This window comes from Vibrio glycogenivorans, from assembly GCF_051660965.1.
Lineage (GTDB): Bacteria > Pseudomonadota > Gammaproteobacteria > Enterobacterales > Vibrionaceae > Vibrio.
On sequence record NZ_JBPVIS010000001.1, the window covers coordinates 476,825 to 499,870 of the forward strand.

The 23,046-nt window shown below is 49.1% G+C and carries 18 protein-coding genes; 9 read left to right on the forward strand and 9 right to left on the reverse strand.

What is annotated here, in order from left to right; translation table 11 throughout:
- Positions 1 to 73 precede the first annotated feature (73 nt).
- From ACSTTG_RS02140 to ACSTTG_RS02155, 4 genes are all read left to right on the forward strand, one after another.
- On the forward strand, positions 74 to 616 hold the full coding sequence (locus ACSTTG_RS02140; RefSeq protein ID WP_438473669.1) for a glycine cleavage system transcriptional repressor: 543 nt from the start codon (positions 74 to 76) through the stop codon (positions 614 to 616).
- Positions 617 to 629: 13 nt separating this feature from the next.
- Positions 630 to 1,097, forward strand: a complete 468-nt coding sequence (gene bcp / locus ACSTTG_RS02145) for a thioredoxin-dependent thiol peroxidase (protein ID WP_438473670.1) — start codon at positions 630 to 632, stop codon at positions 1,095 to 1,097.
- Positions 1,098 to 1,398: 301 nt separating this feature from the next.
- Positions 1,399 to 1,869, forward strand: a complete 471-nt coding sequence (locus ACSTTG_RS02150; protein ID WP_438473671.1) for a hypothetical protein — start codon at positions 1,399 to 1,401, stop codon at positions 1,867 to 1,869.
- A gap of 5 nt (positions 1,870 to 1,874) precedes the next feature.
- A complete protein-coding gene (locus ACSTTG_RS02155; protein WP_438473672.1) occupies positions 1,875 to 3,041 on the forward strand; it encodes a TolB family protein in 1,167 nt (388 codons plus the stop codon).
- A 357-nt stretch (positions 3,042 to 3,398) separates the two neighbouring features.
- Here ACSTTG_RS02155 and ACSTTG_RS02160 read toward each other — a convergent pair whose 3' ends face one another.
- Positions 3,399 to 4,400, reverse strand: coding sequence for a transposase (locus tag ACSTTG_RS02160; RefSeq protein ID WP_438473673.1), 1,002 nt, complete (start codon positions 4,398 to 4,400; stop codon positions 3,399 to 3,401).
- 416 nt (positions 4,401 to 4,816) lie between these two features.
- Here ACSTTG_RS02160 and ACSTTG_RS02165 point away from each other — a divergent pair, with 416 nt between their 5' ends.
- The 5 genes from ACSTTG_RS02165 to ACSTTG_RS02185 are packed head-to-tail and all read left to right on the forward strand — an operon-like array spanning position 4,817 to position 13,899.
- Positions 4,817 to 6,181, forward strand: coding sequence for a hypothetical protein (locus tag ACSTTG_RS02165; protein ID WP_438473674.1), 1,365 nt, complete (start codon positions 4,817 to 4,819; stop codon positions 6,179 to 6,181).
- Positions 6,182 to 6,185: 4 nt separating this feature from the next.
- Complete coding sequence (locus tag ACSTTG_RS02170) at positions 6,186 to 7,352, forward strand: TolB family protein (RefSeq protein WP_438473675.1); 1,167 nt, start codon at positions 6,186 to 6,188, stop codon at positions 7,350 to 7,352.
- Positions 7,352 to 12,505 (forward strand): OmpA family protein, encoded by a 5,154-nt coding sequence (locus ACSTTG_RS02175; RefSeq protein ID WP_438473676.1) that lies wholly within the window; start codon positions 7,352 to 7,354, stop codon positions 12,503 to 12,505. Before ACSTTG_RS02170 ends, ACSTTG_RS02175 begins: the two co-directional genes overlap by 1 nt.
- Positions 12,506 to 12,565: 60 nt before the next feature.
- Positions 12,566 to 12,721, forward strand: coding sequence for a hypothetical protein (locus tag ACSTTG_RS02180; protein ID WP_438473677.1), 156 nt, complete (start codon positions 12,566 to 12,568; stop codon positions 12,719 to 12,721).
- A gap of 5 nt (positions 12,722 to 12,726) precedes the next feature.
- Complete coding sequence (locus tag ACSTTG_RS02185) at positions 12,727 to 13,899, forward strand: TolB family protein (protein WP_438473679.1); 1,173 nt, start codon at positions 12,727 to 12,729, stop codon at positions 13,897 to 13,899.
- Positions 13,900 to 14,138: 239 nt separating this feature from the next.
- Here the strand turns inward: ACSTTG_RS02185 and ACSTTG_RS02190 are convergent, their stop codons facing one another.
- From ACSTTG_RS02190 to ACSTTG_RS02225, 8 genes are all read right to left on the reverse strand, one after another.
- On the reverse strand, positions 14,139 to 15,596 hold the full coding sequence (locus ACSTTG_RS02190) for an ABC transporter ATP-binding protein (RefSeq protein WP_438473680.1): 1,458 nt from the start codon (positions 15,594 to 15,596) through the stop codon (positions 14,139 to 14,141).
- Positions 15,589 to 16,377, reverse strand: a complete 789-nt coding sequence (locus ACSTTG_RS02195) for an ABC transporter permease (protein ID WP_438473681.1) — start codon at positions 16,375 to 16,377, stop codon at positions 15,589 to 15,591. The genes ACSTTG_RS02190 and ACSTTG_RS02195 overlap by 8 nt, the downstream gene beginning before the upstream one ends.
- Entirely contained in the window at positions 16,374 to 17,321 is a 948-nt protein-coding gene (locus tag ACSTTG_RS02200; RefSeq protein WP_438473682.1) for an ABC transporter permease, read from the reverse strand. Before ACSTTG_RS02200 ends, ACSTTG_RS02195 begins: the two co-directional genes overlap by 4 nt.
- Positions 17,311 to 18,840, reverse strand: a complete 1,530-nt coding sequence (locus ACSTTG_RS02205) for an ABC transporter substrate-binding protein (RefSeq protein ID WP_438473684.1) — start codon at positions 18,838 to 18,840, stop codon at positions 17,311 to 17,313. Before ACSTTG_RS02205 ends, ACSTTG_RS02200 begins: the two co-directional genes overlap by 11 nt.
- A gap of 5 nt (positions 18,841 to 18,845) precedes the next feature.
- Positions 18,846 to 19,415, reverse strand: coding sequence for a HupE/UreJ family protein (locus ACSTTG_RS02210; RefSeq protein ID WP_438461279.1), 570 nt, complete (start codon positions 19,413 to 19,415; stop codon positions 18,846 to 18,848).
- Positions 19,416 to 19,583: 168 nt separating this feature from the next.
- Positions 19,584 to 21,458: a methyl-accepting chemotaxis protein gene (locus ACSTTG_RS02215; protein ID WP_438473685.1), complete on the reverse strand. Its 1,875-nt coding sequence runs from the start codon at positions 21,456 to 21,458 to the stop codon at positions 19,584 to 19,586.
- Between the two features lie 228 nt (positions 21,459 to 21,686).
- Entirely contained in the window at positions 21,687 to 22,760 is a 1,074-nt protein-coding gene (locus tag ACSTTG_RS02220; RefSeq protein ID WP_438461277.1) for an AI-2E family transporter, read from the reverse strand.
- Positions 22,761 to 22,763: 3 nt separating this feature from the next.
- Positions 22,764 to 23,015 carry a sulfurtransferase TusA family protein gene (locus ACSTTG_RS02225; protein ID WP_438461276.1) on the reverse strand — a complete coding sequence of 84 codons (252 nt, stop codon included), beginning with the start codon at positions 23,013 to 23,015 and terminating at the stop codon, positions 22,764 to 22,766.
- Positions 23,016 to 23,046 lie beyond the last annotated feature (31 nt).

Here is a 23,046-nt window from a genome sequence, read left to right on the forward strand (position 1 = left end):
TTGTAGGATGGTTCCAAACAATGAATGTGCTACCATTCGTTACATAAAGGAACCCAGTAAATGGCATTACAGTATGAACCAACACCTCGTTATCACCGCCGTCGGCACTGACCGACCTGGGGTGTGTAACCAACTGATTCACCATGTGACTGCAGCGGGATGCAACATCATTGATAGCCGCATCGCCCCGTTCGGCAATGAGTTCACCCTGATCATGCTGATCTCAGGCCCCTCACCGTCGATTACCCGAGTTGAGACCACTCTGCCGCTACTAGGTCAAGACCTCGACCTCATCACCTTGATGAAACGCACCTCTGAGCACACAGAAACCAATACCGACTATAAGCTAGATGTAGTGATTGAATCTGAGGACCGAATTGGGCTCACCGAGCATGTTACCCAGTTCTTTGCCGAGCGTAATATTGGCCTTGACGCCCTGAGCGCCCGCACCATCTCTCATCGCGAATCGGACGCAGATACTGATCAATTCCATATTGCCATCACCGCCTCAGTGGGTGAAGCCTACAATCTGATGGAGCTGCAGGAGCAGTTTGATCACTTCTGCAGTCAGTTTGGTATAAAGGGCTCTCTGAATTTTATAAAAAGCAGTCAATAAAAAAGGAACTCCTATGAACACGCTTCAAGCAGGCGCCGCCGCACCAGCTTTTTCACTGCAAGACCAGAATGACAATACCGTGTCACTTGGTGACTTTAAGGGCAAAAAAGTCCTTGTCTATTTTTACCCTAAGGCAATGACCCCGGGTTGTACCGTCCAAGCACAAGGCTTGCGCGACATTAAAACAGAGCTAGATGACCTAAATGTTGTCGTGCTTGGGATCAGCATCGATCCAGTCAAACGCCTGACCAAGTTTACCGAGCGCGATGAATTGAACTTCACCCTACTTTCGGATGAAGATCATGCGGTTGCAGATAGCTTCGGCGTTTGGGGCGAGAAAAAATTCATGGGTAAGGTCTATGATGGTCTGCACCGCTTGAGCTTTCTTGTCGATGAGAACGGTACTATTGAGCATGTGTTTAATAAGTTTAAGACTAAGACTCACCATGAGGTGGTGCTGGACTACCTAAACAGCAAGTAATCCCGAGTTTAGCCTGAACTTGGGATAAAAATACCAACAAACAAAACACTGGCTCTGCGACGTTCTTTTTCGACCAAAAGAAAAACACCACAAGGAGCCAGTCGTCATATCTATACCTAATGATTCTCAATAGGCAAATTCCAGTTTCTTGAAAACTATTAGGTATTCTAAATATAACAACTCAAACTCACATAAGTTATATCATTTCGCACAACATCACAGTTTCACTAATTCAATTAGCAAACACTGCGTAGTGGATTGTTACCTGTATTACTCTCCGTTACCACTCAGGAATGACCAAGTGGCACACCTAGAGGCAAATTGCGAAAAGATGGGTGTCTCGCTAACGGAGTTGCAGCCGTATAGCGATCAGCAAGCCTTTGCCGGTGAGTGTGTTTTGCCGCTGCCCGAATTAGCCGAAGACCAGCCCCGTGCGGCGATGATCAACGGTCAGGTTGACTGTAATGTTGCTGCTGCCCTGCTTGGCTCAGCTGGCAATCAGATCGTGTTGCGCTATCAAGTGTGTCCTACTGTCGATCAATCGGATGACTTTTTTATGCTGGTCAACGATGAGCATGACTGGTCACAAAAGGCGTATTTTCGCTCGTCTGTTATCGATGAAGAGGGCTTTGTCCACCTACGCTTTAGCGGTTGGCCAGCCGAGGTTGAGCAGGTTGATATCGTACGCGGGTCACACCCTGCCATTGGTGGTGAGTCAATCCAACTGATTACCCTTAAACAAAATATCCATATTTCAGATTTATTAGGCTAAAAACAATGAAACACCTTTGTCTTTCTTATTCCCGTGTCTCACGCTGCGCTGCACTGGCCCTAGCCCTTGCATTGGCCGGCTGTGGAGAACCACAACCGGACAGTGAGGTCGCTACTGCCGTTGAGGCCCCACTGACGCTTGAGCAGCTGCGCAAGAAATACCCCGAGCGTGAGTACATCTCGGAAAATAACTATATCATTTATGTTGAGAACGAGTATGTCAGTTATGGCCATGGTGTCGAGCTCGATTTTCAATACGGGACCTTCCCCCAATATCATATCGACGTCGCGAAAGAATGGCCTAGAGAAGACCTAGAGGATGAGTCTTCCTATGATATGCCGCGCTTTCAGTTTGCTTGGGCCAATGCAGGTGGATACGGCGGGCCAGACAGTGAAGAAGGATTAAAGCTTTGGAGCATGAAAACGGATGGCACCGACCTACGATTGATCACTGATAACGTAAATGATGGCAATATTGAAACCATCGTCCGATCTCCGGATAACCGCCTGATTGCATGGAGTGGCAATAGCGGCTCGAAAACCGTTTATAACTTGGAAACCGGTGAAACGACTTTAGTCTCGCCCAATGGTGCTCCCTCTTTGACCTTTTCTGAAGACAGCCGCTATCTGTATTTCCGACGCTCTGGTGTCCAATCGACGCAGCGCTGGGATTCACACACCGGCGAGATTACCGCCAGTAGGGAGGTGAATATCGGCAAGATAGGCGCTTCTGCATCGATCAGTTTTGGTGGCAAACGCTTTACTGTGCTCGATTTTGCAGTGCGAGTCAGTGATGATAAAACGCATGAGCATTTATTCAACTTAGCGTATGACAGGAATGAGCCAGACAATCATACCGTATTAGAAACTCGGGCTATCAGTCCTACGGGGCGCTATGCTTGGGGGTCCAATTCTTCTTATGGCTATCTTTTTGATACTGAGGAGCAAACCGTCACTCGGACAGAGGGCAGTTTTTACCATGCGCAGATTTTGGGCAAGGATGCTCGCTACAGTGCAGTAGGCCGAATAACCAGTATGACAATACACGATCGCAAGTTGAACAAGGTATGGACTTGGAGACGCTTTGGGTCAGGTCGTGTTTCAATCCACGGCCGTCCAAGCTTATACAATGGCCTGGCCAACGATGGCATGTGGTTTAAGGAGACTGAATAGTGAGTGATTCGAATACTATTGAGTCTGAATTCTATCTATTTGGCGTTCAGTTCGAAAAAAACAAAAAGACACCCATGATATATGAATAGCAACAAATCGTTCTTAGCTCGCGCAATAAAACAATAAAAAGACACTCATATTATTTGAATGACAACAAATAGTTCTTAACTAGGGCTAAAAGGAACTTCTTGGAATACTTAGAAGTGCTTTACTATGCTTGGGTGTCAATGGAAGTTAGAGTTGAAGCTTAAACGAAGGGAACAAAAGACCAACCAAACCCTTGATAAGTAATAATATGAATCAAGGCTGAGGTTTTTGTGGATAATGCGCTATCAATTTGACGATTTATTCGCGCAGCTAAGCACATTGGAAGCAGCGTTTCGCGGCACCGACCCCTCGCATTCGCTGCAGACCATGATTGTGCTGGAAAGTCCGCAGGGCACTCTCTGCCCCTATTGGGCCACAAAATTCCTTTTCCAACGATGTCACTAGCTGTGTCCATTCTGCCCCATCAATGCCAAGCCTTGTGAGAATCGGAGGATACACTGGCAATACTGCACCTGGTTTATCTTCTCGAATGACGCGTCCGCTCACATCAAGCAGAAGTAGATACTCTTTAAGGGCAAAGGTTATCCCCTCTGGTGTCTCTTTACTCTCATTACCAACGAGCGGATACAAACATGCCGGTTGAATTGATGAGTCAGAATTGCTGTGTGAGGATTTAAGCGTGTCTGCACGCTTCTTGACGCTAGTAAAAGCCGATTTCTCAGGTGTTTTCGCGACTTTGGCACGAACAGGGTTGAGGTCGACATACGCCATGCAGGCAATAACGGCTGCTTCATCAAGTAAAGCTTGAGATTTGAAGCGCCCTTCCCAAAACCGCCCTGTACAACCATCTTCCTTATTCGCTTGGCGAGCAATCGGTTCGTTCAGGTTGCGCATAAACCAACTGATGTCGTACAACCGACATCGATAGACCTCGGCTGTTTCTATCACAGCTTGCAAAGACGCCTCATCTAAATCCTCCCCTTTGAGATATTGGGAGGTGAGCAATGTGCCTTTATGTAATTTATGCCATCGTTCAAGCACCTGACGGGTATCCCACCCTGAAGCTTGCTCTCGATTGACGTGCAGCACCACATGGGTGTGGTTACTCATCACCGCGTAAGCGCAGATATCAATCGCGAACACACCTGCTAGTGCCAGCAGTCTTTGCTCTACCCAAGAGCGGCGATGTTCGAAATTTTTCCCTGTTGATTGGTCGACACCACACAGAAATGCGCGACGTACGCAGCGAGAGACACAGTGGTAATAGCTGGTATCGTCGAGGCTAACTTGCTCAGAGCGGGCTTTTGGCATGATGAAGCTCCATGGAATGCTCGTGTCCTGAGTGTAGAACAGGTTTCATCCTTTTACATAATATGGGTGTCTTTTTACTGCCCTTTTACTGATTGGGTTTAGTGAATTTGTTAGTATTTGGGTGCGATTTAACTTATTTGGTAGGCATAACGTTCGAAGTCTATTTGCATGGTAGAAAATCGCGCCATTTATCGGTAAAACATTGAAAGATTGTTAGTTTATGTTTTTCATGGTCATCTGAGTGTTTGGTTTGTGCTGGGTTTGGTTGCTTTGGTGAGTAGGCCCCAAGTTGACTGTGAATTCAATTCTGGAGATGTTGTCCGTTGTCTTATATCCGTAATTCTGATTCATCAAACCTATACGAGCTTGATGAAGACTTGTCTACAAGTGATGCCTTGCACAGACGAACAGGTGCTATGCCGTTTGTGCAATCGGCGTATAAACCTATCTCTGCTGATCGTCCTAAACCGAAAGCGGTACCGACTCAATCTGTTAGCCCGGGTCCCGATCACCAAATCGTGGTTGAGATTGCAGGCCAGTGGCCACGTAACGCTGCTAGGCTCATCTTGAGTAAAACCAAACAGCAGGTGAGCCGATTATCTGTGCCAAGCGCGGATAATAAAAACGCCCATCGCAGCTTGGTAAAGTTCAGTGGCCTCGTCGATGAGCCAAAGTCGCTGTTTATTGAGATCCCTTGTGTCGATGACCCCACTCCAATCATCATTCCTCTCACCAAAGAGGTTAACCCGGTTGAAAAAGGGACTGAGCGTGATGAGTGGGATAACGTTTTGGTGCCCATTGTCCCGCTCTATAAACAGGGCGATGAATACAAAGCGTATGAGTCAGGTAATATCTATGTCATCTGGAATAAGCAGCTGTGGCGTGAGCTTGAGATCAACCCCAACGGCTATTTCTGTGACCTTGATGTGACGCACCAGCATGCGCCAGCTAAACCGACGCGCCACGTCAATATTGATGGCCACCTCCTCTTTCCGGGTGAAAACATCAGCTTTGAACGCTATAACCTCATCCAAGCGGGAGCGGTGGTTTACTCTGGTGAGTTGGACTTAAACCAGCAAGCTTGTGTGTTCAACTTGGTTGAAGAGCAAGTCGAGATCGAGTTTATTGATTTTGAACACGAACCGCTCTCTCTCGCAACGCTCCCAAGCCCGCTAAAGCACCAAGCGAATAAAGACAGCGCCGTGCGCGGCTTTCCGTTGGCGAACATTTGGGTCCCGTACCGAATCCAAGGTGAGGTACAAACCGATTGTTATCTGTATTACTCGCCGTTACCACTCAGTGATGACCAAGTGGCACACCTAGAGGCCAATTGCGAAAAGATGGGTGTCTCTCTAACGGAGTTGCAATCGTATAGCGATCAGCAAGCCTTTGCTGGTGAGAGTGTTTTGCCGCTACCCGAATTAGCCGAAGACCAGCCTCGCGCGGCGATGATCAACGGTCAGGTTGACTGCAATGTTGCTGCTGCCCTGCTTGGCTCAGCTGGCAATCAGATCGTGTTGCGCTATCAAGTGTGCCCCAACGTCGATCAATCGGATGACTTTTTTATGCTAGTCAACAATGAACATGAGTGGTCACAAAAGGCGTATTTTCGCTCGTCTGTTATCGATGATGAGGGCTTTGTCCACCTGCGCTTTAGCGGTTGGCCAGCCGAGGTTGAGCAGGTCGATATCGTACGCGGGTCACACCCTGCCATTGGTGGTGAGTCAATCCAACTGATTACCCTTAAACAAAATATCCATATTTCAGATTTATTAGGCTAAAACAATGAAACACCTTTTTCTTTCTTATCCCCGTGTCTCACGCTGCGCTGCGCTGGCCCTAGCCCTTGCATTGGCCGGCTGTGGAGAACCCCAACAGGACAACGAGGCCGCAGCAGCGGTTGAGGCCCCACTGACGCTTGAGCAGCTACGCGAGAAATATCCTGAGCGTGAGTACATCTCGGAAAATAACTATATCGTTTATGTTGAGAACGAGTATGTTAGTTATGGCCATGGTGTCGAGCTCGATTTTCAATACGGGACCTTTCCCCAATATCATATTGACGTCGCGAAAGAGTGGCCTAGAGAAGACCTAGAGGATGAGTCTTCCTATGATATGCCGCGCTTTCAGTTTGCTTGGGCCAATGCAGGTGGATACGGCGGGCCAGACAGTGAAGAAGGATTAAAGCTTTGGAGCATGAAAACGGATGGCACCGACCTACGATTGATCACTGATAACGTAAATGATGGCAATATTGAAACCATCGTCCGATCTCCGGATAACCGCCTGATTGCATGGAGTGGCAATAGCGGTTCGAAAACCGTTTATAACTTGGAAACTGGTGAAACGACCTTAGTCTCGCCCAATGGTGCTCCCTCTTTGACTTTTTCTGAAGACAGCCGCTATCTGTATTTCCGACGCTCTGGTGTCCAATCGACGCAGCGCTGGGACTCACACACCGGCGAGATCACCGCTAGTAGGGAGGTGAATATCGGCAAGATAGGCGCTTCTGCATCGATCAGTTATGACGGCAAACGCTTTACTGTACTCGATTATGGTGTGCAAGTCAGTGATGATAAAACACATGAGCGTCTATTCGACTTGGCGTATGACCGGAATGAGCCAACCCATCATAGAAAACTAGAAACGCGGGCTATCAGCCCAACGGGGCGCTATGCTTGGGGATCTAATTCTTCTTATGGCTATCTTTTTGATACCAAGGAGCAAACTGTCACTCGAACGAATGGCAGCTTTTACCATGCGCAGATTTTGGGCAAGGACGCTCGCTACAGTGCGGTAGGCCGAATAACCAGTATGACAATCCACGATCGCAAGCTGAACAAAGTATGGACTTGGCGACGCTTTGGATCAGGTCGTGTTTCAATCCACGGCCACCCTAGCTTATACAATGGCCTTGCCAACGATGGTATGTGGTTTAAGGAGACTGACTAGTGAGCGATTCAAATACTATTGAGTCTGAGTTTTATTTGTTTGGCATCAACTTTGAAAAGCATGACCAACAAGGAATGTCGGACGATTTTTCTGCTTGGCCACTAGGTGGTGATTTTACCACAGACACCAACCTAAAAAATGTCAGGCCGATCCCCTTCACACCAATTTTGAAAATAAACCAAGCCAAAGGTGCAGAGCAGAAGTCAGTGCTGTGGGGCAGCAACGAAAAAGGGCAGCTGTGTCAACTAGCGTATCCAAAGGCTGAGACCGAGGCCGAGAGCTTAGATGCGCCAGTATTGTTTCGCCATTCTGCTGGGCTGGAGCCGTTCGAGGAGCATGAGCAACATCAACTGCTCTTTCCCCCGATTCAGTTGCTTGGGCAACTCGCACATGTTCATCATAGCGAACATCAGCTAGTAAAAACTTTGACCGATATGTACGGCAAACTCAAAGTTACGACAGATAGTCACGGAGAGGACGAAGAAACGCCGCCGGAGACGTTCGGCTTAGCTCAGATCAGCGTTGACCAATTGGCTCCTGCCTATGAAGCCAAGCACGGCAGTGCGCTAACCCGTGAGCAAGTGAAATACAACGACTGGCTCGCGGGTGTAAAAGCATCGAATAAGGTCCTCAAAGGCATCATCGCCCCTAGTATTCATGCCATCTCGGTGGTGTTCAGTAGCGATACCTATGTCGGTGCGGAAGTCAGCTTAGTTAAACCGGTGGATACCTTAAGCAGTTCCGACCAGAGTAAGGAGCAGGTGCTGGCGCGAGCGTTCGTTGAAAAGCCGGAATTCGTGGGGGAGGAATATGAGTCAGACTTGTATCAAGCGACACTGCCAAGCGTGGTCTTTAACCTCCCTCCAGTATTGGAAAAGGACGCCGATGGTGAGGCCATAGACCCTGTCGTTTTAGAGGACGGTCACCTACTGCTGCGAGTGAAGTTCTGGTCATTAGAGTACTTGGAGTTAAACAAACCCCTCACCGAGATTCCACAGTCGATTCTTTCGGGTCAACTAAAATTAGAGACTAATTTGAAGCGTGATGGAGATCGGAATAACCAAGAACAAAATGTCTACAGCTATGAACTCTATGAAAAACTAACCTTCAAAACCCTAAGCGGTGGCAGTAAGCTCGCCGTGGTGTGTGGCGATCTGATCTCATTAGAAGAGTGTCTGATCTACCAATTCCCTGACAACATGCCAAGCTACCAAGATTACCGCGCCGCTTCTGACGCAAGCGCTAAGGTGGCAAAGAGCAATGGCCTCAACACGCTAACGCTGGCCTCGGCGGTGCAAAAATTTGCCACGCAAGAGCTGGAAGGCTTTGCAAAAGGAGGCGGCAACCCATTTATGGCTAACGGCAGCCGCAAGCCAACATCTGCGATTATGTTCTCGGTGGCAAAAGGGATATGGGGTCATATCGATAAGGATACGTTACCCCCCTCAACGCGAGCAGCGGGTGGCTTCCTCTTTGGTTTGATGGCCTCGAAAGATGCCTATGATGCGCTGCAATCTAGCCTCAAAACCGTAAAAAGAAGTCGGATTGTCGCGGAAAACGTGAAAACCGGTGGCGATTTTATTCGTCGTTATCTCGCTAAGAACGTCGTTGACACCCGGTATGCCGGAGCACTCGCGCAGCGTATAAGCAAGACGGTTGCCGACTCGGGCTTCAAGGGCTCCACCGCTCGCTTAGCCCAAAGCTGGATGAGCGGCAGTGCGATGAAAAGAGTCAACAACGCTTTGCCACTGCTGAATACCGGGATAAGCGTCTATCAATTTGGCAAGTTGTATAAACAAGGCGTAGAGATCTCAGATAATCTTGAAACCGCAAAGAGCACCTTTGAGAATTTATGTGGCCGCTATGTCGAGACGATTAGCTTGCGCCATGCTTATCAAGACTGGGCACAGACCCTGCTCGATTCAAGTTCGATGGTCGTGGATGATAAGGGAAACCAAGTCGCTCACGTGGTGGCGGGCAAGCAGGGGATCGCCATTCATGTTTACTTCCAGTTCAACAGTTGGGAGCACGCCAATGATTCTGATAAGTTGCGCAGTGATATTAAACAGACGTGTACCAATATTGCCCAATTACTCATCCAAAACCCATCTTACCAATTGTTGATTGAGGGCCACGCAGCTCAACGTGGCAACCATGAGGCCAATGATTTTGTGGCAGAGAAGCGCGCCTTGGCCATCCTGGAAGCCATCATCGACCATGACCAAGAGCTTGAGGAGCGAATTGTCGTTACGTCTCATGGTAAAAGGCGCCCACTTACCTCGGATGATGTGGCAGCAAAACTGCTCAAATACGATGAACATGATGAATATTCGATAAATCGACGTGTCGAGCTAAGACTCGTGGTGCCAAATTACTCTGTCAGTCTTCCGCCAAGCCGCTCGGGTATGATCCAGCTCGAGCAATCACGTCAGTATATGATGACCTTTAAAGTCGGCCTTGATGAGAACCAAAGAAAGCGCATGCAAGCGATTTTCGATGGCCTGATGGGCGTCGCCTCGATAACGCCTTTAGCTCCCGCAGCGGCGACTTATTTAATGATGAAAGCCGGGGCAGAGTTGGCAAACAATGTGGTCGATGCATTCGATGATCTCTATTTTGAAGGCGCTTATGGCAGCTTTAAGAGTCGAGTGAAAAATGTGGATACGTTAAAGCGGCATGCCGAACTTCAAAAACAAATTATTAGTGCCTATCGAGAGATCGATGAAAAAATAGAGCAGCAGGCACTGACAAGTGAAGACGATGTTGTTAAGCACTTAACTGACGAAAAAAATGCTAAAGAGCTGCAAAAGCGCTTCCTATTGCGAGCTTTGGCACTCAATGCTCTCGTCGAGTTGTTAGCGCGCCTATCCCTAATGTCGCCAGGCGACAGCCGAATACGCAGCATGATTCAATCGTATCGTGTTGAGGATTTCATTGAGACCTATATTACCAACGACAATTGGGAGATACCGCGCTTTACTCACAATACTCTGGCTCAGAATTGGATTAATCGAGCAACTTATGCCTCGGGTGTCGATTCTGTAGCTCAAGCAACAGGCAGCACCTTCTTGGGACACATTGCCGGGCCTGCCGTCGGTAAATTTAGGAAATTTTTCTCTCAAACACCTATGGAACAACCACTTAGTTTAGGTGGTAATTTAGAGCATCACTGGGATCAAGCTTTGAGAGCTTTTAGTTACTTATCAGGTTATGCTGCCGTTCAGGGTAATTTTAACAAAGGCTTCCCAATTCAGACGAAGCTATATACCGATGATACAGAAAATGGCTTGCTAGAGTTTGCTCGCACTTTCGATAACAACGTACCCTCTGTGAATGCAGACGATATCGGCTTTAGTCGCTTACTGGTGCAACAAACACTAAATGATGAAACCAGTTGGGTTCCACTTGAGAACTGGCTACGGCCCGGCTCTACTCATCGCATTACCCCATTTACCCGGGTTAAGATACAGGTCGTGCTCACCAAAAAAGCCTCGACAAGCAGTAAGCCTATATTCAAAGCCACTCTCGATTACCGACTGGAACGCATTGCTTTTGATGTCAGAGGCCCAGCTTATGAGTTGCTTTTGTCCCCAATGGAGTTAGCTGACATGACTCAATGCGAGGGTGACTACAATCAACCGCTTGAGCAATACTACTCAGATCAGTTTAGGGACGAACCGGAATTAGGCGCATTGACGGCTGTCGAATTTGAACCCACCTATTGGTTTGGTCTGTATGAAATTCCGGGCTTAAAGCCACTCTACCCCGATACCTTGCTCAAAAATTTTGAGCGTTGGAGCCAGAGTGACGACATCAAATCGATGCCGTATTTCTTCACCCTAAATCAGCACCGACTGGATCTGAGTGCCGCCAGCTACCAGAAAGACGAAAAAAACCCGAAGCGACTGTTGCGGGTCTTGGCATTAACTAATCCTGTGATTGCATCATTATCTGCTTCATCGTTATTTCTTAAGAAGTTTCTCAACCAGGAAAATAACAAGATTGGTACGATAAACTTCGGTATAGACTCAACTGACGTTTTGGGTAAACAGTGTGAACTCATCAATGGGGAGCTCGTTGACACAGGTCCAGACACTATCACGCTGTTTGATGGCGTGTCAGATCAGCCCGTTGTCATTAATGAGGCGGACTTGTTGGTAGAAGACTTCGTCAAAAGTACCACCTCACAGGAAGGACGCAGCCTTCCAGGTTTCTTTAAAGCACCAATCGCTCAATTCGGCGCAATTCAGGTCGATAAAGATTTCTGTTGGTTTGACAGAGACGCGAAAAACAGAGAGACCTCGTTAATCGATTGGGGCAAAAGTGAAGAGCAAAAAGTCTCCTTGTTCACCGCTCTGGTTTGTCAAGAGACCAGTGAAGATGACTATGCCAAGATGAAAATCCCCACTGACTTCATCCAGATGCAGCTCAATTTGCAGGTAGAAAAGGAGAATCGTTTCATAAATGATAAAACCAGCGGACAAAACTATACAGGTTGGATGGTTAAGGCTGGCTACTTTTTCTACACAGTAGAAGAGTATAACTCTGAATATGCACCGGGCGGAAAAGCAAAAAAAGCGGTCTTGAATTTTTCTCTAAGGAGCGACCTCCCAGACGACACGCTAGATGACTTTATCACTAAGGTTGAGACACAGCTTAAGGGGATGGAGCGGCCGATACCATTGGACGCCAATGTACTTAGCAAGGACACTATCGAGTCAATCGAATACCCACTGTATGTTATGCGCATCGACTTGGAGTATGTTTCGCCTACCGGTAAGAAAGTTCAGGGGTTGCGTCCATTTGGCTGTATTGTTGAAGCAGAAGATACAGACAAAGAGGTGATTCATCCGTGTAACCTAACCCTGGGCGACCTGCATCAAGTGATGGTGAGTGAAAAAGTCTGGGTTCAAGGGAACTTTTGGCGGCCAATTTGGGACGGGCAGTTTGAGATTTCTGGACACAAGACGTTTTATGACAAAGACCTTGCTTGGATGCAAACCCGTGATGTTCCCAAGGGTAAGGAAAACGCTACGCAGATATACTGGCAAGAGCAATTCGCCAATAACGAGAAGAAGGCTAAAAAGTATGTCCGAGACTGGATCACTAAACAGCCACAAAATGCTCAGCCGAAATTGCCGGGGGGCCTATAAGATTCTAAACCGTTAGTGGTCATCGACTAAGCTGGGCGTGCAGCGCCTAAAAAAGACAACATGGATCATGTTGTCTTTTTTGTCGAGATAGTGGTGAGCGATAAGCAAGCCCTAGTCAACACCGAAGCAGCCCAGCTTGGCTTAGCACGCAATCAGAGAGTACCGCGACTTATTCCCCCCAATCAAACTATCCCTATTTCAGATTTATTAGGCTAAAAACAATGAAACACCTTTGTCTTTCTTATCCCCGTATCTCACGCTGCGCTGCCCTAGCACTTGCCCTAGCATTGACCGGCTGTGGAGAACCACAACCGGAAAATGAGGCCACCGCAGCAATTGAGGCCCCCCTGACGCTTGAGCAGCTGCGCAAGAAATACCCCGAGCGTGAGTACATCTCGGAAAACAACTACATCGTTTATGTTGAGAACGAGTATGTCGAATTTGGCCATAATGTCGAGCTCGAGTTTCAGCACGGGACCTTTCCCCAATATTATATTGACGTCGCGAAAGAGTGGCCTAGAGAAGACCTAGAGGATGAGTCTTCCTATGATATGCCGCGGGTTCAGTTTGCTTGGGCCAATGCTGGTGGTTATGGCGGACCAGATAGTGAAAAAGGGCTAAAGCTCTGGAGCATGAAAATGGATGGCACCGACCTGCGATTGATCACGGATTATGTAAATGATGGCGATATTGAAACCATCGTTCGCTCTCCTAACAATCGCTTAATTGCGTGGGTTGGAAATAGCGGCTCAAAAAAAGTGTATGACTTAAAAACTGGTGAAACAACCGTTGTTTCACCTAATGGTGCCCCCTCTTTAACCTTTTCCGAAGACAGCCGCTATCTGTATTTCCGACGCTCTGGTGTCCAATCGACGCAGCGCTGGGACTCACACACCGGCGAGTTCAGCGCCAGTGGGGAGGTGAATATCGGCAAAATAGGCGCTTCTGCATCGACCAGTTATGGTGGCAAACGCTTTACCGTGCTCGATTTCGGCGTGCGAGTCAGTGATGATAAAACGCATGAGCATTTATTCAACTTAGCGTATGACCGGAGTGAGCCAGTCAATCATAGAGAACTTAAAACACGGGCTATCAGTCCAACTGGACGCTACGCTGTGGGGTCCAACTCTTTTTATGGTTATCTTTTTGATACCGAGGAGCAAACCATCACCCGAATGGCGAGGAGTGACGGCTTTATTCCTGCACGGATTTTAGGCAAGGATGCTCGCTATAGTGCCGGAGGCAGAATCACCAACATGGTGATATACGATCGCAAGCTAAATAAAGTCTGGACGTGGAAGCGCTTTGGGACAGGTCGCGTGGCACGAAGCGGCCGCCCAAGCTTATACAATGGCCTTGCCAACGATGGCATGTGGTTTAAGGAGACTGAATAGTGAGTGATCAGAATGCTATTGAGTCTGAGTTTATGTGTACACAACTCTGTTTATTTACAACTAAGATTCGCCACTCGGTGATTCTAAAATAGCTCAGTCATAAATAACCCTTTAGCGAGTAAATAGCACTAGCAATAACAGCGCTATTTACTCGCTTTGAAACACAAACTTTAACCACTCTCGCCAGCCCTTATCCGTCCTACTCATTCTCTTACTCATCGTTTTCGTTAACTGGAAGCTCAATTTGATGACGCTGCAAGCGCTAAGGGGCACTTTTGCGTGCTGCCCAGTGCTTCTGACCCCTGAAGGTCTTCGATATAAATAACCCGATGACACACCTGCTTCAGCATCGCAATATCGTGACTGATCAACAAAGTAGCACAGCCCACTCGCGTGACCTGCTCAAGAAACAAGGTCATGGTTTGATAGCCGACTAATGGATCCAACCTTGAGGTGGGCTCATCGGCGACGATCAGCTTCGGCTGCATGATCAGGGCGCGCAGCATAGCAAAGCGCTGCAGCTCACCGCCAGAGACCTGGCCAGGTTTACGAGTTAATAAACTCTCACTGAGTTTAAGTTGCTCAAGTAAAGGCGCGATTTGTCCACTATCGAGCTGGTGCAGCTGACACAAATCGTTTAGGTGCTTGCCCAAGGTTAACGTTTGAGCAAAGGCTGCAGGCGGGTCTTGGTACAACTTGAGCGCCTTGCCAACGGCGAGCGTATCATCCCTTACCACCTCACCAGAGTCAGCGCTGGTTAATCCGAGTAAGATGTCAGCAAGGGTTGACTTACCTGCACCGCTATCCCCACTGATACCAAGGATTTCCCCTTCACGGATCGAAAGGCTTAGGTCGCGAAAGAGCGTCTTCCCGCCTCGCTGCTTGGTCAGCTTGCTCGCCGAAAGCAGAACCGGCTGCGAGCTAGAGGGCGCTCGAAACGGCGAGTAATCCGCTTGATGGGCGCTAATGAGCTGCTTTGCGTAATCCGACTGCGGTGCATTGAGCACCTGCTCACTGTCGCCTCGTTCAACGATAACGCCGTGGCGCATCACAATGACCTCGCCTTTGAGCGCTCGTGCGACATCGATGTCATGGGTAATCGTCAGCAAGGCTTTATGCTGGCTGTGTTGCTGCAACAGTTCAGTCACCTGCTGGGCACGCGACTGATCCAGTCCCTTGGTCGGCTCATCGGCGATCAAGATCTCACCACCTGCCGCTGTTGCACACAGATAAGCCGCGCGCTGAGCCATGCCACCTGAGAGCTGACTCGGTACCTTATGCCCGTCTTTGCCGATACCGAGATGAGCGAGTCGCTTTTTCACCCTCTGATGCGCCGACGTCTTATCACGCTGGCACACCAGTGTCTCAACCAAACCCATCTGCTTGTCGATTGGCATGATGGGGTCGAGAGAGAGCCAGGGCTCTTGAGGCAGCATGGTCACCTTCTTGCCCCACAAGGATTCAATATACTCGCGTTCTTGGACATCACGACCGAACACCTTGACCGAGCCCTGAGAGGTGAGCCCCTCAGGGAGCGCGCCCATGATCGCTTGAGCAAGGATACTCTTCCCCGAGCCGGTCTCGCCTAAAATCGTCACCGGAACCCCCAAATGCAGTGACAAAGAGAGGTCATCAACAATTTTAGCGCTCGATGATTGAATGGTTAACGACTCAATCTCAACAATGAAATCAGACACGCTCAGCCCTCGCGATTAAATGAAAACTCAATACCAATACCACCACAGCGCACAATGGTTGCAGTAGCACCCAAGCTGCATCACTGTAATAAGGGAACAACTCCACCATCATCAAGCCCAGCTCGGCGTGCGGCGGCTTGAGTCCAACATAGACAAATCCAATCGAAGCCAGGGCCAAGATGGAGTTACCGGCACCAAAGCACGCTAGCGTGAACACATCTTTTCTGAAATTCGGCCATAGGTGATTAACGAAGATGTATCTTGGGCCAAAGCCATACAGCTTCGCGGCTTCGATTTCCGGCGACTCAACCAAAGCCATGGTTCGAGCGCGAATAACCCGAAAGTACTCAACCCACAGCACCATGGATATCGCCACATACAAGATAAAGAAAGACCCCGGCACCAAGGCACCAAACAGCAGCACCAGAATAAGACCGGGCAGCGCGAGTAAGATATTAACCAAGAAAGACAGTCCCGCATCCACCCAGCCACGGCACCAACCCGCAAGCACGCCGAGGACAACACCTAAGGTTGCAGAGGTCGCCACGCAAAACAGAGCCATTAACAAGGAAGTCTGCAGGGCGCTCGATAGCCTGGCTAGGTTGCTGCGCCCAAACTGATCAGTCCCTAGTGGGTGGGCAAGGTCTGGCAGCGCAAACACCTTATCTAGGTTTTGCCTAGCAGGATCGTTGCCCCAAAACACCGCCTCAAGGACGATGACGGCCAACACACCCAAGATCATCACCAGCCCAATTCGCTGTGATAAAGCTAACTTTTTCATGCTAGAGCGCCCTCTCTTTGTCTCGGGTCTAAGGCATAACCGATTAAATCTACCAGGGTGTTGAGGGCAACGAAGATAAGCCCCATCATCAGTGCCGCGCCTTGGATCATAGGCACATCACGGCCAAAGATGGCATGGGCAAGCGCATGCCCGATGCCGGGCCAGGAAAACAGCGACTCAATCATCACTATCCCCTCAATCAATCCCACCGCTTGAATACCAACGAAAGCGAGCACCGGCAAGATGATGTTCGGTTGGGCGTGATGGGTAAATGCCTGTGCCTCACTTAACCCCTTGTAGCGAGCAAAACGATAATACGGCGCGTTCACCACATCATAAGTAGAATTACGGATCATTCGACTGGATAACGCCGCCATGGCTAAAGCCAGTGATATCGCGGGCAAAATGACAAATTCACTGCTGCCAAACCCGGCGACCGGCAATAGGCGCCACTTAAGCGCAAAAAGCAGAACCAAAATCAAACCGATAACAAACACAGGCTGCGCGCGGACTATGATGGAAAAGACCAGCGAGATCTTATCCCCCATAGAGCCTGCATGACGCCCAGCGTACACACCCAACGGGATGGCAACCAGCAACGAGAAAAAGGTCGCAAACAGCGCCAGTTGCAGCGAGTGCCCCAACTGGTGATACAGCTCTTGCGATACAGGGTTGCCGCTGACCAGTGAATCACCCAGATTGAATTGAATGAGATTGAGTAGCCACTCAAGATATTGAACGAGGGCCGGTCGGTCTAAACCTAGCTCAGCGCTCACCGCCTCGGCCGCGGCTTGATTGACATAGTCATAGCCATAACGTCCAGCGGCGATACGATAGGCAAAATCGCCCGGCAAGAGCCGCATCAGGACAAAAGTGAGCGTACCCACCGCCCAAGCGACCAACCCCGCTTGGCCGGCCCGACGCAGTAGAATTTTACTTAGCAAAATACATCTCCGAGGCGCGATAATTATTTTCAAACGGATCAAAGACAAAGTTTTCAATGCGCTTGTTAACCGCGACTTGCTGGGTATAGAAGGTCACGGGGATCAACGGCATCTCCGTCGCGAGAATAGTGGCCGCTTGCTGGCTGAGTCGTGGATATTCACTCTCTGGCGCTGACATCATTTGACTAAAGATCTGATTGAGCTCCGCAGACGACCAGTTCATATGTCCCCAGTCACTGCCATGGTGGTTAGCGGTATCCTCAAGTAACAGCGCTAAAGGGTCGGAAAGGGTGCCAAAGTTGCGCGCAACCAAGGCCAGCTCCAATGTCCCGTCATGATGCCTTCTTGGGATGGCGCTCGAGTTATCGACGGTGATGTCGATATCGATACCTAGTTCCCTCAATTGCGCTTGAATGGCGGTTGCAATCACGGTGAGCTCAGGTCGATCGGCATAGGTAACCATATTCAGCGCAAAGGACTCGCCATCACGTGTCAGGATGCCATCGGCACCGAGTTGCCACCCTTGCTCCGCTAACAAGGTCTTGGCAAAGTCAAGATCACGACTTTGATGCTCTACTGTGTCGATGTGCCAGTGGCTAAGTGCCGGTGGAAAAAGTTGATACGCCTGCGAGTCTGGTACGCGAACGATATGTGAGGCGATACCCTCCCGATCGAGAGCCAAACTCAATGCCTGACGCACATCAGGGTGGTTAAGAAAACGATGCTCGTTGTTAAGCTTGATCACCACCGTTCTTGGGATCGACTCACTGACGACATCAACCACCTCTGAGCGCTGCAGCATATCCAGGCTGGCTGGGTCGAGCGTGTAGATAAGATCCGCCTGACCACTTTGAGCCTGTAGCGCACGGCTCTCAGCGCGGTGGCCGGTTAGATAGTGCAGCTCTTCTATCTGAGGTTGCTGACCATAGTAGTGTTCAAAACGTGCCACGTTGAGCTTATGTGGCGGTGCCAAAACCGCCACCTGGTACGGTCCAGTCCCTTTGATATCAGTCACATTCCCATCAAGGTCAAACGACTCAGGTGACAAGATCGCGGCTGAAAAATGCGCCAGTATCGACAGAAGTGGGCGAAATGGCTGGTCTAATTCAATATAAACGCTTTGCCCCGAGGCGGTCATCCGCTTGAGTGGCAGTTGCTGTAACACGCCTGGCTTTTTTAGCGCCTGATCAAACGAGTTGAGCACGCTAGCTGCATCAAGTGGCTGACCATCATGAAACACGACATCCTCGCGCAGCTCAAATTGCCAAGTTAAGCCATCCTCACTAACCTGCCACGAGCGTGCCAACTTAGGCGCTAACTCGCCATTGGGCTGCACCTCGACGAGTGACTCCGCTACTTGTAACCGGGTGTAGATATAGCCATCTTTGGCCAAGTCTTGGCTGGTAAACTCAAACGGTCCGCCAATAGTCAAGGTACTGTCTTTGTCCACCGCTTGATAGTCCAGCAGCAGCCATACTATCAAACCAAAGGCGACAGCAAATATTCCATGTTTCAACATCTTAATTATCCGTAAATCAAACTCATACAACCGGCAATAATAAAACCGTAACCGCTAACCATAACACCTTGGTGATAACGGCGGTATTGCTGTGGCACCATGCCGAGCATCACACCCACCACGTGAATGATCACTGAGCCCATAAAAAAGCCTTTACGAAAGCCGGTTGGGTTGATTAGTCCACTGATCTCTATTCCGTGCGCGTAGCCGTGGAAGACACCAAAAAACAGCACAATGGGTAACATAACCAGTAACGGTGGCGTTGCTCGATAGACGATCAAGGCACCAAAAAGGACCAATGACAAAGCGATGGCCGGCTCATAATGACTGAGACTATGGCCGCTTTCACCCAGATACAATCCCACCAGCATTGACGCAATAAACACAGCCGGAACTTGCCAAATAGTCGCTCCGCCATAGCGACTGCTTAAGACACCCACTGCAATCATGGCTAACAGGTGATCCCAACCTGTCATAGGGTGAACGACTCCACTTAGAAAACCCGCCGTGGATTCGGCGCTGTGGGCAAGTGCAACGGTAGGAAATAGCGATAAAACAATCAATAACAACTTCATCAGATTACCTCAGCATGTTTGTCGCACACGTTAAAGCATCTATGTTGTGATTTTATTTCAACTGGAATAGACCTAATTACTCCTAATCTGTATTTTCTGCGAGTGTAAAAACAATAAAGGCACCGCCAGTCTTCGCTGGCGATGCCTTTATCTAAACGTCAAATAGATTTAAACCACAAACTGGTTTAGCGACTGCTGTTGACGCTCAACACTATTCATTTGCTCAACCATGGCTTGATTGGCATCAGCCGCCGCGTCGACAACTTGAGTCGATAGATCTTTAATTTTCATTGTATTGTTATTGATTTCCTCGGCCACTAAGCTCTGCTCTTCTGCCGCGGAGGCAATTTGCAAATTCATGTCTGAAATAAGCTCAATCGACTGACGAATACGCTGCAGAGCCTGGCTGGCCTCTTGTGCACTTGCAACAGTCTCATTGGCTTGAGCACGGCTTTCCAACATGGTCACCGACACCGAGCGAGTACCCGCTTGCAATTGCTCAATCATGGTGCGGATCTCTGTGGTTGACTGCTGGGTTCGTTGTGCCAAAGTACGCACTTCATCTGCTACCACGGCAAATCCTCGCCCAGACTCACCCGCACGTGCCGCTTCAATCGCCGCGTTTAAGGCCAACAGGTTAGTTTGGTCAGCGATATCGTTGATCACCTTAAGGATCGTCTCAATATTGCCTGTCGCGCTCTCAAGTCCATGCACTTGCTCCACCGCTTGTTCAATACGTGCCGATAGCGTGTCAATCGCTACCGTGGTCTGCTCGACGACAACCGAGCCTTCACTGGTGGCAGTATCCGCCTGCTGTGCCGCGCTTGCAGCACCCTGAGCATTATTCGCTACTTCATTCGCCGTGGCGGCCATCTCATTCATCGCCGTGGCCAACTGCTCCAATTCTTGCTGTTGTGCCTGCATCGCCACCGATGCTTGCTCTGAGTTGGCCACCGTCAGCTCGGTACCTTGTTTAATTTGGTCCGAAATGGCTTTAGAGTCGATGATTTGTGCCTGTAGAGTTGCATTAAAAGCATTGAAGCTTTGTGCTAATTCAGCAAATTCTGCATCGGTATTAGTCTCTAAGCGCTTGGTGAGGTCACCTTGTCCTGACGCGACATCTTTAAGGGCCTGATTGAGTTCAACCAGTGGGCGCATCAATACCTTAATCAAGACACCCAAAGCGACAATACTGATCAAGACGGCAATCAGCCCCATCACCACCGCGTTGTTGCGCAGGTTATCCACGGCAGCAAAGGCTACGTCCTCATCGATAATTGCACCAACATACCAAGACTCTCCGGCTATTTTGGCAAAATTGACCAGGTACTGATGGCCGTTAATCTCATGCTCAACCAAGCGCTCTGCGATGGTCACTCCAGGCAGGAACTGCTCTATTGACTGGCCATTCATCGCACTATCAGGGTGGGCGATAACCGTTCCTGTTTCTGTCACCACAAACAGGTACCCCGCATCCATCAAATTGGTACTGTTGGTAATCTCTGCCATGATACCTAAGTCGACATCAAAAAAACCGACACCAACCAAGCGGCCCTGATCGTAAACGGCATTGGCGATGGAGATAATCACGGTATCCGTCGAATCATCAATGTAGGGCTCTGTGACCACCTGTTCATGACCCGAGTTTTGCGCATCGATATACCAGGGGCGCTGACGGGGGTCATAACTGGCATCTGCTGTCCAGTCATCATCATTTTCGATAAACAGACCATTGCTCTGATAACCAAGCCCCGCCGCCATAAACCCGCTCTTTACCTCATTGCGCTCGATAAGGTCGCGAATAAAGCTCGGGTCATTGGGATTGAGCTCCATAGACTCAGTGGTGGTCTTTGCTAGCGAGCGCTTATGCTCAATTGCCGCCGCCACCGTGTTTCGCGCGCCATTGAGCAGCTCATTCAAGCTGCTCTCCACCAGCGTCTGCACTTCACTGCGCACGGTGGTCACTTGCTGAAAGGACAAAACACTCACGGTCATTAGCATCAACAACGATGATGCAGTAACTATTTTATGGCTAAATTTCATTGACTTCCTCTAGTAACACCCTGATCAATCAAGTGATAAATTGACGTAAGTGGTGCCAGTACTCTGTGTGATCCGTGAACTCTATGACGTCGCGGTGTAGCACGCCGACATTGAAAAAATAAGGCGGGATTTTAGTTTATTCACTATGACGTTAGCAATACGGTTGTTAGCAATAAAAAAAGCAGCTCTCACTGGAGCTGCTTTTTCGATATGCGTTTATTGCACTCGTTATGACTCGGTGGGTTCAAGTCGCTCATCATTAACAGGTAAGGCATTCCATACGGCCTTAACCAAGGTTGCGAGAGGAATAGCGAAAAACACCCCCCAGAATCCCCACATGCCGCCAAACACCAGCACGGCGATAATGATCGCAACTGGGTGTAGGTTAACGGCCTCTGAGAATAGAACCGGCACCAACACATTCCCATCCAGAGCTTGGATCACTCCGTAGGCGATCAGCAACCAATAAAACTCGCTGCTCAACCCCCATTGGAACAGACCAACGATCGCCACTGGTACCGTCACCACTGCTGCGCCAATGTATGGGATCAGCACAGAGCAGCCAACTGCAACCGCAAGAAGAATCGCATAACGCAGATCCATCAGGGCAAAAGTGATATAGCTGATACCACCGACAATCAAGATCTCTAGCACCTTACCGCGAATGTAGTTTGAGATTTGCTCGTTCATCTCCACCCAGACCTTAGTCGCCAATCGGCGATTATTGGGCAAGATCCCAGTCAGCATCGCCAGCATCTCTTGCTTGTCTTTAAGCAAAAAGAACACCAGCAGCGGCACCAGTACCAGGTAAACCGCCAGTGTTGCAAGGCTCACTAGCGAGGCCAGAGAGCCCTTCACCACTGTTTCACCGAAAGCCAGCACCTGATTCTTACCGTTATCTATGATGGTTTCGACGATCTGCAGATTGGCTAATTCTGGGTAGCGTTTAGGGAGATCGCCAACAAACACTTGTAGGTCGGTGTACATCTTAGGAAGATCGTTGACTAGGTTGGCCACCTGCTGCCATACCGTTGGTACGAGACCGAAGACGGCCAGCAGCATCAAACCACAGAACGAGGTCACAACAAGGATGACGCTTAGCGTTCGAGGCATACCGATTCGAGTCAGTTGACCAACGGGCCACTCAAGCAGGTAAGCAAACACGATGGCCACCAGCAATGGTGCGATCAGGCCACCAAAAAAGTAGATAGTAATAAACCCAAAGATCAGTATCGCCACCAAGCTCACTGCATCTGGGTCAGAAAAGCGTCTTCGATACCAACGCCGCACCATTTCAAACATTAATTACTTATCCTTTTTTAGACTGATATTAATCTCATCACCTGACTGATGGAGAGTATAAGAAATCGACTGAGCGACCATGTAGCGTTCTATGTCGCGATACGAGGCCCCATCTTGTAAGCGTACACTCGCCACTGAGCTTGCCGGCAATTTAAGCCAAAAACGCTTAAACAGTAGCAAAGCTTGTGGGCAACCTTGTTGTGTTAGATCTAGGTAGTTGTCAGACATCAGCAAGTTACAAAGATTATTGTCCAATCATTGTATCTGCTTTTTGTGACCGTCAAAA

What these genes read in the sequence shown, in the direction of transcription:
- ACSTTG_RS02140 (WP_438473669.1), top strand. Translation starts at nt 74, where the DNA reads ATGAACCAACACCTCGTTATCACCGCCGTCGGCACTGACCGACCTGGG.
- bcp (WP_438473670.1), top strand. Translation starts at nt 630, where the DNA reads ATGAACACGCTTCAAGCAGGCGCCGCCGCACCAGCTTTTTCACTGCAA.
- ACSTTG_RS02155 (WP_438473672.1), top strand. Translation starts at nt 1,875, where the DNA reads ATGAAACACCTTTGTCTTTCTTATTCCCGTGTCTCACGCTGCGCTGCA.
- ACSTTG_RS02160 (WP_438473673.1), bottom strand. Translation starts at nt 4,400, where the DNA reads ATGCCAAAAGCCCGCTCTGAGCAAGTTAGCCTCGACGATACCAGCTAT.
- ACSTTG_RS02165 (WP_438473674.1), top strand. Translation starts at nt 4,817, where the DNA reads ATGCCGTTTGTGCAATCGGCGTATAAACCTATCTCTGCTGATCGTCCT.
- ACSTTG_RS02170 (WP_438473675.1), top strand. Translation starts at nt 6,186, where the DNA reads ATGAAACACCTTTTTCTTTCTTATCCCCGTGTCTCACGCTGCGCTGCG.
- ACSTTG_RS02180 (WP_438473677.1), top strand. Translation starts at nt 12,566, where the DNA reads ATGGATCATGTTGTCTTTTTTGTCGAGATAGTGGTGAGCGATAAGCAA.
- ACSTTG_RS02185 (WP_438473679.1), top strand. Translation starts at nt 12,727, where the DNA reads ATGAAACACCTTTGTCTTTCTTATCCCCGTATCTCACGCTGCGCTGCC.
- ACSTTG_RS02195 (WP_438473681.1), bottom strand. Translation starts at nt 16,377, where the DNA reads ATGAAAAAGTTAGCTTTATCACAGCGAATTGGGCTGGTGATGATCTTG.
- ACSTTG_RS02205 (WP_438473684.1), bottom strand. Translation starts at nt 18,840, where the DNA reads ATGTTGAAACATGGAATATTTGCTGTCGCCTTTGGTTTGATAGTATGG.
- ACSTTG_RS02210 (WP_438461279.1), bottom strand. Translation starts at nt 19,415, where the DNA reads ATGAAGTTGTTATTGATTGTTTTATCGCTATTTCCTACCGTTGCACTT.
- ACSTTG_RS02215 (WP_438473685.1), bottom strand. Translation starts at nt 21,458, where the DNA reads ATGAAATTTAGCCATAAAATAGTTACTGCATCATCGTTGTTGATGCTA.
- ACSTTG_RS02220 (WP_438461277.1), bottom strand. Translation starts at nt 22,760, where the DNA reads ATGTTTGAAATGGTGCGGCGTTGGTATCGAAGACGCTTTTCTGACCCA.